Source organism: Streptomyces sp. G45 (assembly GCF_049542095.1).
Lineage (GTDB): Bacteria > Actinomycetota > Actinomycetes > Streptomycetales > Streptomycetaceae > Streptomyces.
Genome location: NZ_JBMUZU010000001.1, coordinates 1,699,145 through 1,713,494 on the forward strand (window position 1 = coordinate 1,699,145; position 14,350 = coordinate 1,713,494).

At 73.4% G+C, this 14,350-nt stretch carries 8 protein-coding genes and 1 pseudogene; 6 read left to right on the forward strand and 3 right to left on the reverse strand.

From position 1 onward, the window contains the following. Positions 1–260: 260 nt before the first annotated feature. Positions 261–677 (forward strand): SsgA family sporulation/cell division regulator, encoded by a 417-nt coding sequence (locus ACOBQU_RS06735; RefSeq protein ID WP_423624976.1) that lies wholly within the window; start codon positions 261–263, stop codon positions 675–677. Between the two features lie 15 nt (positions 678–692). Here the strand turns inward: ACOBQU_RS06735 and ACOBQU_RS06740 are convergent, their stop codons facing one another. Next, entirely contained in the window at positions 693–1,526 is an 834-nt protein-coding gene (locus tag ACOBQU_RS06740) for an isocitrate lyase/PEP mutase family protein (protein ID WP_423624977.1), read from the reverse strand. Between the two features lie 457 nt (positions 1,527–1,983). On the opposite strand from ACOBQU_RS06740, the gene ACOBQU_RS06745 reads away from it, so the two are divergent. From ACOBQU_RS06745 to ACOBQU_RS06760, 4 genes and pseudogenes are all read left to right on the forward strand, one after another. Then, positions 1,984–3,666 (forward strand): ABC-F family ATP-binding cassette domain-containing protein, encoded by a 1,683-nt coding sequence (locus tag ACOBQU_RS06745; RefSeq protein WP_423624978.1) that lies wholly within the window; start codon positions 1,984–1,986, stop codon positions 3,664–3,666. Positions 3,667–3,745: 79 nt separating this feature from the next. Then, positions 3,746–6,033: pseudogene (locus tag ACOBQU_RS06750) on the forward strand (ATP-binding cassette domain-containing protein). A gap of 946 nt (positions 6,034–6,979) precedes the next feature. Beyond that, complete coding sequence (locus ACOBQU_RS06755; protein ID WP_423624979.1) at positions 6,980–7,954, forward strand: acyl-ACP desaturase; 975 nt, start codon at positions 6,980–6,982, stop codon at positions 7,952–7,954. A gap of 158 nt (positions 7,955–8,112) precedes the next feature. Next, positions 8,113–10,581 carry a hypothetical protein gene (locus ACOBQU_RS06760; RefSeq protein WP_423624980.1) on the forward strand — a complete coding sequence of 823 codons (2,469 nt, stop codon included), beginning with the start codon at positions 8,113–8,115 and terminating at the stop codon, positions 10,579–10,581. 9 nt (positions 10,582–10,590) lie between these two features. Here ACOBQU_RS06760 and ACOBQU_RS06765 read toward each other — a convergent pair whose 3' ends face one another. Next, positions 10,591–10,851, reverse strand: a complete 261-nt coding sequence (locus ACOBQU_RS06765; protein ID WP_423624981.1) for a WhiB family transcriptional regulator — start codon at positions 10,849–10,851, stop codon at positions 10,591–10,593. 906 nt (positions 10,852–11,757) lie between these two features. On the opposite strand from ACOBQU_RS06765, the gene ACOBQU_RS06770 reads away from it, so the two are divergent. Beyond that, positions 11,758–12,990, forward strand: coding sequence for a glycoside hydrolase family 64 protein (locus ACOBQU_RS06770; protein ID WP_423624982.1), 1,233 nt, complete (start codon positions 11,758–11,760; stop codon positions 12,988–12,990). Positions 12,991–13,020: 30 nt separating this feature from the next. Here the strand turns inward: ACOBQU_RS06770 and ACOBQU_RS06775 are convergent, their stop codons facing one another. Next, the gene (locus ACOBQU_RS06775) at positions 13,021–14,058 is read right to left on the reverse strand and encodes a LacI family DNA-binding transcriptional regulator (protein WP_423624983.1); all 1,038 of its coding nucleotides are present in this window, start codon (positions 14,056–14,058) and stop codon (positions 13,021–13,023) included. Positions 14,059–14,350: the final 292 nt, after the last annotated feature.

Sequence of the window (14,350 nt, forward strand, 5' to 3'; positions counted from 1 at the left end):
GCGGGCGAAGCTAGCCCACGGTGGGGGCGCCGTCCAGATGGCGGAGCGTGCGGGCCCGGGAGTCCCCCGGGCGGCGGCGTCCGGGAACGGCGGCGCGGCGGGCGGTGTCGCGGTGACAGAGGTCACTCGGCCCGCCCCCTCCGCGCGTGCACGGATTCCCCGTTTCCCACGTCTATTCAAGTGTCCGACCCCGGTCGTGCACATCCCGGTCGTCCAGTCGTCAGCCCGTCAGCAGTACCGCCAGCAGTGAGGGAGAGGCCTTGTCCACTGTCATCGAGCAAGCCGTCGAGGCCCGCCTGGTCGCCGCGGCGCCCCGCATGCCCACGATCCCGGCGACCCTGCGCTACGACCAGCGGGACCCCTTCGCGGTCCGCATGAGCTTCCCCGCCCCGGCCACCCTGGAGGGCGTCGAGGTGCACTGGACGTTCGGCCGCGAACTGCTGGCGCGCGGCGTGGAGACCGCGGCGGGCGACGGCGACGTCCGCGTCCGGCCGTACGGGTACGAGCGGACGGTCCTGGAGTTCCACGCCCCCGAGGGCACTGCCATCGTGCACGTGCGCACCGGAGATCTGCGCCGGTTCCTGCACCGCACGACGGCCCTGGTCCCGGCGGGCCAGGAGCACGCGCACGTGGACCTGGACCGCGATCTGGCCGAGCTGATGCGGGACGCCTGCTGAGCCCGCACGGGAGCGTCAGCTCCCGAGGAGCGCGTTGAGCTCTCCGTAGTCGAGCCCGTCCGCCAGCGTCCCGTAGGTGCCCTCGGCCAGGAGTTCGCGCGCCGCCCGGCGCACCAGCGCGTGCGCGGCCTGGGCGATGCCCGCGCCGACGCTGATCCGCGCCACCCCGAGCCCGGCCAGCTCCGCGACCGGGGGCGCGCCGGGGCCCGCCATCACGTTGAGCGGCCCGTCGATCCCCTTGACCAGGGCGGCGACCGTCTCCGGCGCCACCGCGCCCGGCACGAAGATCCCGTCGGCCCCGGCCGCGAGGTACGCGTCGGCCCGCTCCAGGGTGAGCGCGAGGCGGGCGTCCGGCCGCTCCCCGACGCCCCGCAGACAGGTGTCGATCCGCGCGTTCACGAACAGCGGCACGCCCGCCGCGTCGGCCGCCGCGCGCGCGGCCGCGATCCGCTCCGCCTGCTCGGCGACGGGCCGCAGTGGCCTCGCCCCGCCGTACAGGGCGTCCTCGATGTTCACGCCGACCGCGCCCGCGGCGAGCACCGCCCGCACGGTGTCGCCGACGCCCTCGGCGTCCTCGGCGTAGCCGCTCTCCACGTCGGCGGTCACCGGTACCGCCACCGCGTCCGCGATCCGCGCGACGGCGTCCAGGGCCCGCTCCCGGGTCAGGCGGTCGCCGTCGGCCGCGCCCAGCGCCCAGGCGAGGCCCGCGCTGGTGGTGGCGACGGCCGCGGCCCCGGCGTCCTCGACGAGCCGGGCGCTGGCGAGGTCCCACGCGTTGGGCAGGACCAGCGGGGTGCCGGGGACGTGCAGGGCGCGGAAGGCGGCCGCGGTGTCGTACTGGTTCGTCATGCCCGGCAGCCAACCAGGGCCCCGGGGCCGGGTCTGGCGGAAATCCGACACCACCGGCAGCACCGGCGGCGCTGCGGCTGCGGCTGCCGCTGCGGCTGCGGCTGTGAGGAAACCCCTCGGCGGATAAACCCTTTGACGCCCCCGACGGCCCTCCCTACGGTGTACCACGCATCTGTCGCCGCCGATTGGAGAAGGACGTTGCTCCTCTGAGGTCGTGAGACACCGCGTCACACACCGCTCGCCGACCCTCGTCGGCGTACGCGTCGCCGCTCGTCGGCGGCTGCCGTTGTGTGCACGTCGTGTGCGACCTCGGCGTACGAGCCGTCCTGCCCCGGCGCAGGCCCCTCTCCCCCGCCTCGTCCCCCCTCGTGGGGACGGCCGCCGTCGCGCGGCGAGGTCGTGGTGTCTCACTCGCGTTGCCCCCTTCCACGACCACCGAGCAACCGCGAGGCGCCCTATGTCCACTTCTTCCGCCCCCGCCGTCTCCCTCACGTCCGTGTCCTTCGCCTGGCCCGACGGCACGCCCGTGTTCGACGGTCTCCAGGTCGCGTTCGGCCCCGGCAGGACCGGCCTGATCGGCCGCAACGGATCGGGGAAGTCCACCCTGTTGAAGCTGATCGCCGGTGTGCTCACGCCCGGCGAGGGCATCGTGCGCACCGCCGACGACATCGGCTACCTGCCGCAGAACGTCACCCTCGACACCGGCCTGCGCGTCGACGAGGTGCTCGGCATCGCGGACGCCCGCGCCGCGCTGCACGCCATCGAGGCGGGCGACGCGCGCGAGGAGCACTTCGCGGCCGTCGGCGACGACTGGGACGTCGAGGAGCGCGCCACCGCCACCCTCGACCAGCTCGGCCTCGGCCACATCGGCCTCGACCGCACCACGGGCGAGGTCTCCGGCGGCGAGTCGGTGCTGCTGCGGCTCGCGGCCCTGCTGCTGCGCGGGCCCGGCGTGCTGCTGCTCGACGAGCCCACCAACAACCTGGACCTGTACGCCCGTCGGCGCCTGTACGCGGCCGTCGAGGCGTGGTCCGGCGTCCTCGTCGTGGTCAGCCACGACCGGGAGCTGCTGGACCGCGTCGACCAGATCGCCGACCTGCGCGACGGCGAAGTGACCTGGTACGGGGGGAACTTCACCGCGTACGAGGAGATCATCGCCGTCGAGCAGGAGGCCGCGGAGCGCATGGTGCGCGTCGCCGAGGCCGACCTGCGCAGGCAGAAGCGCGAACTCCTCGACGCCCAGGTCAAACTGGCCCGCCGCAAACGGTACGGGCAGAAGATGTGGGACCAGAAGCGCGAGCCGAAGGTCGTCATGGGCAACCGCAAGCGGGCCGCGCAGGAGTCCGCGGGCAAGCATCGCGTCCTGCACGAGGAGAAGCTCGCCGAGGCCAGGGAGCGGCTCGACGACGCGGTCGAGGCGGTGCGGGACGACGACGAGATCCGCGTCGACCTGCCGTACACCGCGGTCCCGCCCGGTCGCTCCGTCCTCACCCTGAGCAATCTGACGCTGCGTTACGGAGCGCGCGTCAAGGGTGAGTTCGAGCTGCGCGGCCCGGAGCGGATCGCGCTCGTCGGCCGCAACGGCGCGGGCAAGACCACGCTGCTGCGCACCATCAGCGGCGACCTGGCACCGGTGTCGGGCGAGGTGCTGGCCCATGTGCCGCTGCGCTTCCTGCCGCAGCGCCTGGACGTGCTCGACGACGAGCTGTCCGTCGCCGAGAACGTGGCGCGGCAGGCCCCGGACGCCACCAACAACCGCGTCCGGGCCCGCCTGGCCCGCTTCCTGTTCCGGGGCGCCAAGGCCGACCAGCGGGCGGGCACCCTGTCGGGCGGCGAGCGGTTCCGGGCGGCGCTCGCGGCGCTCATGCTGGCCGAGCCCGCGCCGCAGCTGCTGCTGCTCGACGAGCCGACGAACAACCTGGACATGGCGAGCGTGCGGCAGCTGTCCTCGGCCCTGGAGTCGTACCAGGGCACGCTGATCGTGGCCAGTCACGACGTGCCGTTCCTGAAGTCGGTCGGCATCACGCGCTGGCTGCTGCTCGACGGCGAGCTGCGGGACGTGGACGAGATCCCGGACGACGGGCTTCCGGCACCCAGGGCCCCGCGCGACCTCGCGGACTCCGCGAGCGGAACCCCGTAGGGGCTCCACGAACGGGACACCGTCGGAACACCGTAAATCACGACAGAAGCTGTCTGGTATCCCGGTTAGCTTCGCGTGCATGCACGCATCGGACCACCAGCACATCACCATCACCAAAGCCCGCGAGAACAACCTGAGGGAGGTGAGCCTGCGCATCCCCAAGGGCCGCCTCACCGTGTTCACCGGCGTGTCCGGGTCGGGGAAGTCGTCGGTCGTCTTCGACACCGTCGCCGTCGAGTCGCAGCGCCAGCTCAACGAGACGTTCACCTGGTTCATCCGCAACCGGCTGCCGAAGTACGAGCGGCCGCAGGCGGACGCCATCGAGGACCTGGCGCCCGCGGTCGTCGTCGACCAGAAGCCGATCGGCGGCCACTCCCGGTCCACCGTCGGCACCATGACGGACATCTACTCGGTGATCCGGGTGCTGTTCTCGCGGCACGGGGAGCCGAGCGCGGGCCCGGCGACGGCGTACTCGTTCAACGACCCGAGCGGCATGTGCCCGCGCTGCGACGGCCTGGGCAAGACCGTGCGGCCCGACTACGACCGCATCCTGGACCCGGCCAGGTCCCTGGCGGACGGCGCGATCCTGTTCCCGCCGTTCGCCGCCGGGACCTGGCACGGCCAGACGTACACCAACAGCCCCGACCTGGACCCGCACAAGCCGGTGGGCCGCTTCACCGCCGAGGAGCGGCGGTTCCTGCTGCGCGGGCGCGTCGGCAGCCGGAAGGTCAGCGTCAACAACACCGGCGGCGCCCGCGGCATCGACTACGAGGGGCTCGCCGACCGCTTCGAGCGGCTCTACCTCAACCGCGACCTGTCGGCGCTGTCGCAGAAGACCCGCGACCTGGTGCAGTCGTTCCTGGCGGAGGGGCGCTGCGAGGCCTGCCGGGGGCGCGGCTGAACGAGGCCGCGCTCGCCAGCCGCATCAACGGCCTGAGCATCGCCGACTGCACGCGCATGCAGGTCACCGACCTGATCGCGGAACTCTCCCGGATCGACGACCCGGTGGCGGGCCCCGTCGCCGGGGCGGCCGTCGCGGCCCTGGAGCGCGTGGCGGCCATCGGGCTCGGCTATCCGAGCCTGGACCGGGAGACCTCCACGCTGTCCGGCGGCGAGGGGCAGCGCCTGAAGATGGTGCGCCACCTCGGCTCCAGCCTCACCGGCATGACGTACATCTTCGACGAGCCGAGCGTGGGGCTGCACCCGCGGGACGTGGGCCGCCTCAACGACCTGCTGCTGCGCCTGCGCGACAAGGGCAACACGGTGCTCGTCGTCGAGCACGACCCGGACGTGATCGCCGTCGCCGACCACGTCGTGGACATGGGCCCGGCCGCGGGCGCGGACGGCGGCCTCGTCGTCTTCGAGGGCACGCCCGAGGAGCTGCGCGCCGCCGACACCCTCACCGGCCGCCACCTGCGGCGGACCACCGGGGTCAAGGAGCACCCGCGGGAGCCGGTGGGCGGCGTCTGGATCAAGGACGCCGCCCTGCACAACCTGAGGGACGTCAGCGTACGGATCCCGACCGGCGTCCTGACCGTGGTCACCGGCGTCGCGGGCTCGGGCAAGAGCACCCTGGTCTCCCGCGTCTTCACCGCCCAGCACCCCGAGGCCGTGGTCGTCGACCAGTCGTCCATCGGCATCTCGGGCCGCTCGACCCCGGCGACGTACCTCGGTGTCATGGACCGGCTGCGGGCGCTCTTCGCCCGGCACACCGGCACCAAGCCGGGCCTGTTCAGCTTCAACTCGGCGGGCGCGTGCGAGAGTTGCCAGGGGCGCGGGGTCATCTACAGCGACCTCGCCTTCATGGACCCGGTCACCACCACGTGCGAGGCGTGCGCGGGGCGGCGGTTCAAGGACGAGGTGCTGCGGCTGACCGTGGGCGGGCACTCCATCGCCGACGTACTGGAGATGACGGCCGAGCGGGCGCTGGCCTTCTTCGCCGACTTCCCCGACGCGGCGGTGCGGCGCCGCCTGACCGCCCTGCGGGACGTCGGCCTGACCTACCTGGCACTCGGGCAGCCGCTGAGCACCCTCTCCGGCGGCGAGCGCCAGCGCATCAAGCTGGCCACGCAGCTGCACCGCAGCGGCACCACGTACGTCCTGGACGAGCCGACGACCGGCCTGCACATGGCCGACGTCGACGGACTGCTCGCGCTGCTCGACCGGCTCGTCGACGCCGGGAACACCGTCCTGGTCGTCGAGCACAACCTGGAGGTCGTCAAGCACGCGGACCACGTGATCGACCTGGGACCCGACGGGGGCAAGGACGGCGGCGAGATCGTCTTCGAGGGCCCACCGCGGGCACTGCTCGACGCCCGGGGGTCGCACACGGCGGAACACCTGCGGCGCTCGGCGGGACTGGGCTGACCCCGGCGCCCGGGCCCTTCGGGCGGGGCCCGACGACAGCGGACGACGCGCTTCTGCCTGGTCGGCAGCGCACCTTGGCGGTCGCCGCAGGTGACGCGGGCGGGCGGGGGCCCTGCGCTCGGCGATCCGCAGACAGCCGCCCATTTGCCGTTCTGGCGGGGTACGGGGGTATCCCCGCACTCGCGGGGACCACCCAACGGTCCCTACTGGGTGAGGCTCCTCCGGGGGACCACCCCCGCACGCGCGGGGACCACATCACCCTCACCGTCCTGCTGGCCCTGGCCGCGGCCGTCGCGGGGCCACCCCCGCACGCGCGGGGAGCACCCGGGTTCCTTCGGTTCGCGGTTGGGCCCGGCGGGACCACCCCCGCACGCGCGGGGAGCACCTGCCTCTGGTCGCTGAGACGCTGCGCCACCAGGGACCACCCCCGCACACGCGGGGACCACCGTCTTCGAGCGTGCCGTAGATGTCGCGCGCGGGGACCACCCCCGCACACGCGGGGACCACCGGGCCCGCATCGTCTTCGACAGCTGGAGCGGGGGACCACCCCCGCACACGCGGGGACCACACAAGCTGACCAGGCACGTTAGCGCGGCAGGTGCTGGATTTTGCTTACTTTCAGAGAAACGGACATTTCTCCCCTCGGACCCCCAGGGCAGCGCTACGCAACAGGTGCCGCGTAAGCCGCCTCGGCGCGGGGAGCCAGGCTACGGCAGGTGCCGCCCCCGCGGCATCGGCCGGGCTCCCACCGTCGAGGCACAGGCGCGGGAGCCCGCCCGGACCCGGCGGGCGACCCCGGTGCCGGGGGCCTTTACGACGGGTTTAACCTACGGGTACGTAACCTACGATGCCGTAGGTAATCCGCTCGCGGTTCGCGCGCGCCGCCCTCCCCGGCGGGCGTGCGGGCCGGTCCGTCCCCCGTTCCCCTCCCTCCCCAGGAGCCCCCGTGACGATCACCTCTCCCCACCTCGGCAGCCCGCGCACCTGGACCGACGCCAAGCTGCTGTACGCCCTGGAGGAAGTGGTCGAGACCGAGCTCAACCGCCATCTGAAGGTCGCCAAGGACTGGATGCCGCACGAGTACGTGCCGTTCTCCGACGCGCGGAACTTCCCCGGCCTCTTCGAGGACGGCGAGGCCTGGGAGAAGAGCCAGTCCCCGGTCACGGACATCGGCCGCACGGCGCTGGTGGTGAACCTGCTCACCGAGGACAACCTGCCGAGCTACCACCACGAGATCGCCACGCTCTTCGGCCGCGACGGCGCCTGGGGCACCTGGGTGCACCGCTGGACCGCCGAGGAGGGACGGCACGGCATCGTGATGCGGGACTACCTGCTGGCGTCCCGGGCCGTGGACCCGGACGCGCTGGAACGTTTCCGCATGGCACACATGAGCGAGGGGTTCGAGTCCGACAACCGGCACTCGATGCTGCACTCGGTCGCGTACGTCGCCTTCCAGGAGCTGGCCACGCGCATTTCCCACCGCAACACCGGGCACCAGTCCGGCGACCCGGTCTGCGACCGGATGCTGGCCCGCATCGCGACCGACGAGAACCTGCACATGGTGTTCTACCGCAACCTGCTGCGCGCCGCGTTCGAGCTGGCCCCCGACCCGACGATGCTGGCCGTGCGCGACGTCGTGACCCGCTTCCGCATGCCCGGCCACGGCATCCCCGGCTTCGAGCGGGCCGCCGCGCAGATGGCCATCGGCGGCGTGTACAACCTGCGCATCCACCACGACGATGTGCTCCAGCCCGTGCTGCGGTTCCTGAAGGTCATGGAGGTCCCCGGGCTCGGCCCGGAGGGCGCCAGGGCCCAGGAGGAGCTGGCCCTGTACCTGGACGGCCTCGACTCGGAGGCCCGGCGCTTCGACGAGCGCCTGGCCGCGCGGCGCGCCCGCCTCGCGGCTCGGGCCGCGGGGTGACCCCCATCACCACGGGGCCCCGGCAGTAGCCCGCCCCCTCCTGCCGCCGCGCGACGGCTTCCCGCCGCGCTCCCCGCCCGGTGCGTTTACGAGGGCGGGGCGCGGTGCCATGTTGGGCAGGGCGGGGGGCCGAAGCCGACCGCTGGGGGTGTGGTGCCGTGGTGCAGACCCACGAGTGGATGTTCTACGAGGTCATGTGGCGCGCCTGGGCCGACCGGGCGCGCGTCCCGTATCCGGTGCCCTGGTGGGCCCAGGCCGCCTTCCGCCGCTGGAGCGACCACTTCGACACGGGCACGTACGACTCGAAGGAGGCGGCGTTCGCCTCGAACGCGCTGTACCGGTACTGGCACATGGTGGGCGTCAAGGACCACCGGCAGGAGTCGCTGATCGGTCAGGGCGGCGAGGTCGAGCCCGTCTACGACCGGTACTGCCTGGCGGGCTTCGTGTACGACCCGGCGTCGGGCACGCTCAGCCTGCCGCAGCTCGCGTCCGGCGGCCGGGTCGTCCAGCACGTCGAGGCGCCGCACGTGCCGATCGTGCACACGACGCTGCTCACGCCGGACGGCCTGGAACTCCTCCAGCGGACGTTCGCGACGACCACGGGAGCGCGCCAGCGGGACATCGCCGTGCACCGCCTCGCGGTCAGCTCCCCGGACGGGCGCCCGCGCGAGGGCTGGCTGTGCGCGGCCGTGCTGCCCGCGGGCCCCAGCGGCTTCCAGCGGCACGACCGGCGCGGCGGCGCCCCCGACCGGCGCCTGACGTTCCTGCGCCACCTGCCGGACGAGGCCCGCGTGGAGACCAACTCCGGCTGGGGCCCGGTGTTCACCACGCCTCCCGAGCACTACGGGGCGTACGGCAACCCGGACTTCGTCACCGACCCGGACGCCTACCTGGCGCGCAACCCGTTCCACGACCTGGTCACCAGCGGCAAGTTCAACGGCGCCTTGGAGGCGCGGGACCAGGTGGCGGGGCTGTGCAGCGCCGCGTTCGCGTGGCCGTTCCGCGTCGAGGACGACGCCGTGTTCGAGGTCGACGTGCGCCTCCCGGTGGACCAGTACGGTGGCGCCGACGACCTCGCGGAGGTGCGGGCCGGGCACGCCACCGACCTCGCCGCGGCGACCCGGGACTTCTGGACGGGCAAGCTCCTCGGCGAGGGCGTGCAGCCGCGGCTCCCCGAGCCGGTGGCGCACTTGACGGGCCTGTTCCGGCAGGCCAGGGCGCAACTCCTGATCCTGTCGGACCACGGCGAGATCCATCCGGGCCCGACGGTGTACGACTCGTTCTGGATCCGGGACTCGTCGGTGGAGGCCACCGCGTGCTCCCTGGTCGGTGACGCCGCGCTCGCGGAGCGCCAGGTGGGCACGCACTACCCGGACCGGTTCCACCACGGCACGGGCCGGATCGGGCCGTGCGCCGAGTACGGCTTCTTCGGCGGCCCGCACGAGCGGGACGACTGGGAGTGGGACAGCAACGGCCAGGCGCTGTGGGCGATCGGCCGCCTCGACCGCACCCGCGGCCCCGGCGCGGCGCTCGGCGCGAAGCTGTACACGCCGTACGTCGTCGACGGCGCCCGCTGGCTGCGGGACAACCGCGACGGCAACGGCCTGCTGCACAGCGGCTGGAGCGCGGAGCACCTCGGCGAGCGCGACAAACCGCACTACTGGGACGACCTGTGGGGCCTCGCCGGACTGTACGAGGCGGCCCGCCTCGCCGAGCGGCTCGGCACCCCGGACATCGGCGAGCTGTGGGCGGCCTTCGACGACCTGAAGCGGGCCACCGCCGACTCGATCCGCTGGGTGCTGGCCGAGCAGCGGGCGCGCGGCGACTGGGAGACGTACATCCCCACGGGCCCCGGGGACGTGGGGCGGCGCGACTCGACGATGATCGGCGCGGCGGCGTACTTCCACCCGCTGCGCCTGCACATGGGCGCCAAGCTCGGCGACGACATCGACCGGGCGGCCCGGTTCACGCTCGACACCCTGTACGCCCACTTCGTCACCGGCGGCTTCCGGCACGAGGCGGCCTGGAACGCGTACGGGCCGTACCTCACCATGCAGCTGGCGCACGCGTACCTGCTCGCCGGGGACCCGGGGCGGATGGACGCGCTGCTGGGCTGGACGGTGGCGGCGTCGCTGCCGCGCGTCGAGGACCGGGCGGTGGCGCTCGGCGCCTGGAACGAGCAGCACGCCTTCCCCATCGCGTCCGACTACCGCGAAGTCCCCCACCGCCACTGGTACATGGGGGACATTCCGCACGGCTGGGCCGCCGCGGAGTATCTGCTGCTGCTCCGCGACATCCTGTTCTTCGAGGCCGACGAGGACCGCGACCCGCATCTGTACGTGGCGCCGGGCGTGCGCCCGCACTGGGTGCCGGACGGCGAGCGGGTGGCCGTCGAGGACGCGCCGACGCTGTTCGGCGCGCCCTTCGGCTACCGGCTCGCGCACGACGCGGGCGCGCGCACGGTGACCGTGGACATCACGCGGGCCCCGGACGGGGTGCGCTACGTCTACCCGTGCCGCTTCGGCGCGGTGCGCGCGGCGACGGCGGACGGCCGCGCGGTGCCCGTCGCCGGGGACGACGTGCGGATCCCGGCGGGCACGCGGCGGTTCACCGTCGCCTACGCCTAGGCCCCGGGCTCAGGCGCGGCGCGTGGCCTGCTCGCGCCGCAGGTTCTGCCGTTCCTTCTCGGAGAGCCCGCCCCAGACGCCGAAGCGCTCGTCGTTGTCCAGCGCGTACGTCAGGCAGGCCGAGCGCATCTCGCACAGGCGGCAGATGCGCTTGGCCTCGCGGACCGAACTGCCCGGCTCGGGAAAGAAGAAGTCGGGGCCGGTCTGCGCGCACAGCGCCTGCTCCTGCCAGGCGAGTTCGGGCTCGGTCATGGTGGTGTCAAAGTGCATGAGGAGATCGTGCGGGATGGGGCGAAACAACGGATCAACGTTCGATCAACGCGGCACGCCGTGTCTGGCGGGGGCGCCCTGTACCGTTCATCGGCGCTCCGCGCCTCGTCCTCAAACGCCGGACGGGCTTCGTCTATCGCGCTGCGCGCTCGTCCTCAAACGCCGGACAGGCTTGACCACCCACGCAACACGCCCATCCTCAAGCACCGGACGGCTCCATCCATCGCGCTACGCGCTCGTCCTCAAACGCCGGACGGGCTTGATCCGTCGCGCCGCGCGCCTCGCCCTCACGCGCAGGGCAGACTTCGCCTCTCGCGCTCCCCGCCTCGCCCACAGGCACCGGACTGGCTTCGCCTGCCGCGCACTCCGTGCTCCTCCACAAACGCCGGATCGGCCTGATCCGTCACAGTCCACACTCGCCCTCAAGCACCAGACCGGCTTCATCCAGCGCACCCCGCGCCTCGCCCGCAAACGCCGGACCGGCTTGACCTGTCGCACCGCACGCTTGTCCTCACACGTCAGACCGGCCTCATCGATCGCGGTGCGCGCTCGTCCTCGGGCGCCGGAGCGGCTCGATTTGTTGCCCAGCGCGTTCATCCTCACGCACCGGCCCAGGTTCGAAGGCCGCGCCGCGCGCCTCGCCCCGCACGCATCGGACCGGCTTCGCCTGCCGCGCGCCTCGCGTTCCTCCTCAACGCCGGGCGGGGCTGGATTGTTGGGTTGGGTGTTCGGCCTCAGGTGTGGGGCGGGATCGGGGTGGCCTTCTCCGTCCTGTCGTCAGTTAGTGAAGTCTCCGAGGGAATGAGAGCGCTCTCAGTGTTATCTCTTGACGGTGGGGGCGGGCGTCGGGACAGTGGTGCCGCTCCTTCGCTCGGCTCCCCCCACTGTCACGCCAGGAGAGATTCCGTGATATCGCGTAGAGCGTTTCTGACGTCGTCCGCCGTCGCCGCCGGGGCCCTCGGATGGTCCGCTTGGGGCGGTGCCCTCAGCCCCCGCGCCACCGCCGCTCCAGCCGCCCCCGCGACCTGCGAACTGGCCCTGCGCAACGCTTCGCTGCCGGGGCAGGTGCACGCTTACGTCACCGGGCACGAGAACGGCACCGGGCGCTGGGTGCTGCTGACGCCGGACGGCGGGGTGTACCGGCCCGAGTCGCCCTCCGCGCCGAGGACGCCGCTGCCCGTGGACTGCGCCATCCCGCTGGGCCCGGCGGGGTCCGCGCCCCGGGTGCTGACGCTGCCGCAGATGTACGGGGCGCGGGTGTACTTCGTGCGCGACGCCAAGCTGGACTTCTTCCTCAACCCGGGGCCCGCCCTGGTCGAGCCCGCCTTCGCGACCCCGGAGGACCCCAACTACGGCCGCACGTGGTCGTTCTGCGAGTTCACCTTCAACAGCTCCCAGCTGTACGCCAACATCAGCTACGTCGACCTGGTGACCGCCCTGCCCATCGGCCTGACCCTGGAGGGCGACGCCCGGCACACGGTCGCGCCGCTGCCCGACGGGGCCGTCGACAGGATCGCCGCCGACCTGGTGGCGCAGGCGGGCCGGGACGGGCAGCCGTGGGACCGGCTGGTGATCCGCGGCGGCGGCCGCGTGCTGCGGGTGGTGTCGCCGCAGAACGTGATGGCCCCCTACTTCGACCGGCCCGACCAGATGCCGTTCCGGGACCTGTGGACCGCGTACGTCGACCAGGTCTGGGACAAGTACCGGGGCACCGACCTGCGCATCGACCTCCAGGGCGGGCGCGGGGTGCGCGTCGGCCGGGTGCGCGGCGACGTGCTGGCCTTCGAGGGCGGGCACACCTTCGCCAAACCGTCGTCCAGGGACGTCTTCACCTGCGACCACGGGCCGTTCGCCAACAACCCGGGCGACGCGGACGACAAGAAGGCCCTGCTCGCCAGGCTCGCCGCCGGATTCAACCGCGGCCTCATGCTCAGCCACCCCTCCCAGCCGAACGGCACCACCGCCGCCGACTACTACAAGGGCCCCGTCACCAACCACTGGGCCCGCGTGGTGCACGCCAACTCGCCCATCGGCTACGCCTTCCCGTACGACGACGTACGACCGGACGGCCAGCCGGACGTGTCGGGCGCGGCGCACGACGGCAACCCCCGCCGGTTCACGGTGTCCGTGGGCTCCTGACCGGCACCCGGAGGGCGGCCCGTGCGCCGCCTATGCCGAGGCCCGCCGCACCAGGTGCGTCGGCAGCACCACGCTCACCGCCTCCGGCGGCTCGCCCTCCTCGTGCTCGCCCTGACCCCGCAGCAGCAGCTCCGCCATCAGGCGCCCCATCTTCTCGATGTCCTGGCGCACGGTGGTCAGCGGCGGATCGGCCTGCTCGGCGACGGGCAGCATGTCGTCGAAGCCGACCACGGCGACGTCGTCCGGCACCCGCCGCCCCGCCGCGCGCAGCACCCGCAGCGCCCCGGCCGCCGACAGGTCGTTCGCGGCGAACACCGCGTCGAGGTCGGGGCACTGCTCCAGGAGGCGGCGCATCGCGCGCTCGCCGCCCGCGGGCGTGAAGTCCCCCTCGGCGACCAGGCGCAGGTCCGCGGACGGCAGCACGTCGCGGAAGCCGTCGAGGCGGTCCACCGCGGACGTCTGGTCGAGGGCGCCGGTGATGTGCGCGACGCGGGTGCGGCCGAGGCCCACCAGGTGCCGCACGGCCTGCCGCGCCCCGTCGCGGTTGTCGCAGTCCACATAGCGGGCGCTGTCGACGCCGCCCGCCCAGCCGGGCCGCCCGCCGAACACCGTGGGCACGCCAGCGGCGTGGATGATTCCGGGCAGCGGGTCGGCCAGGTGCAGCGAGAAGACGAGCGCGCCGTCGACGTGCCCGCCGGACAGATAGCGCCCGACCCGCTCGTGGTCCGCCCGGCCCTCGGTGAGCATCAGCACCAGCTGCACGTCACGGGCCGTCAGCTCGCGGCTGATGCCGCGCAGTTGGAGCGCGAAGAACGGGTCGGCGAACACCCGCGTCTCGGGCTCCGCTATCACCACCGCGACGGCGTCGTGGCGCCGCGTGACCAGGCTGCGGGCGGCGCGGTTGGGGACGTACCCGAGTTCGTCCACGGCGCGCCGCACCTTCGCCGCGAGGGCCTCCCGCACGCCGGACTCGCCGTTCACGACCCGGGACACCGTCGCCCTCGACACCCCCGCCCGCGCGGCCACCGCCTCCAGCGTGGGACGAGGGACGGCGCTCGCTGAACACACCTGCGGACTCCTCCGGTGGCTTCCTTGGGTTCAGCGCTCAGAATACGGCGCGACGGCGCGCCGCCCGGGAGACCGGGAAACTCCGTACCCCCCGACGGTGAACCGGGGCGTACGCGCGCGCGTCCCAGGGGCGTCACCGGAGCATGCGACGAGCGACGCGCGCGAGGCACACGACGGACACGCTGCGGGAAGGTCAACTCGGCAGCGCACTCGGGGACTTCGGGGAGCGGCAGGGCACGGGGCGGCGCGGAGCGAGGGGCGTGCGCCGCGCGTCGGGCGTCGGGCGCGAGCC

Coding starts and splice junctions, on each gene's coding strand:
- ACOBQU_RS06745 (WP_423624978.1), top strand. CDS start 1,984: ATGTCCACTTCTTCCGCCCCCGCCGTCTCCCTCACGTCCGTGTCCTTC.
- ACOBQU_RS06740 (WP_423624977.1), bottom strand. CDS start 1,526: ATGACGAACCAGTACGACACCGCGGCCGCCTTCCGCGCCCTGCACGTC.
- ACOBQU_RS06765 (WP_423624981.1), bottom strand. CDS start 10,851: ATGCACTTTGACACCACCATGACCGAGCCCGAACTCGCCTGGCAGGAG.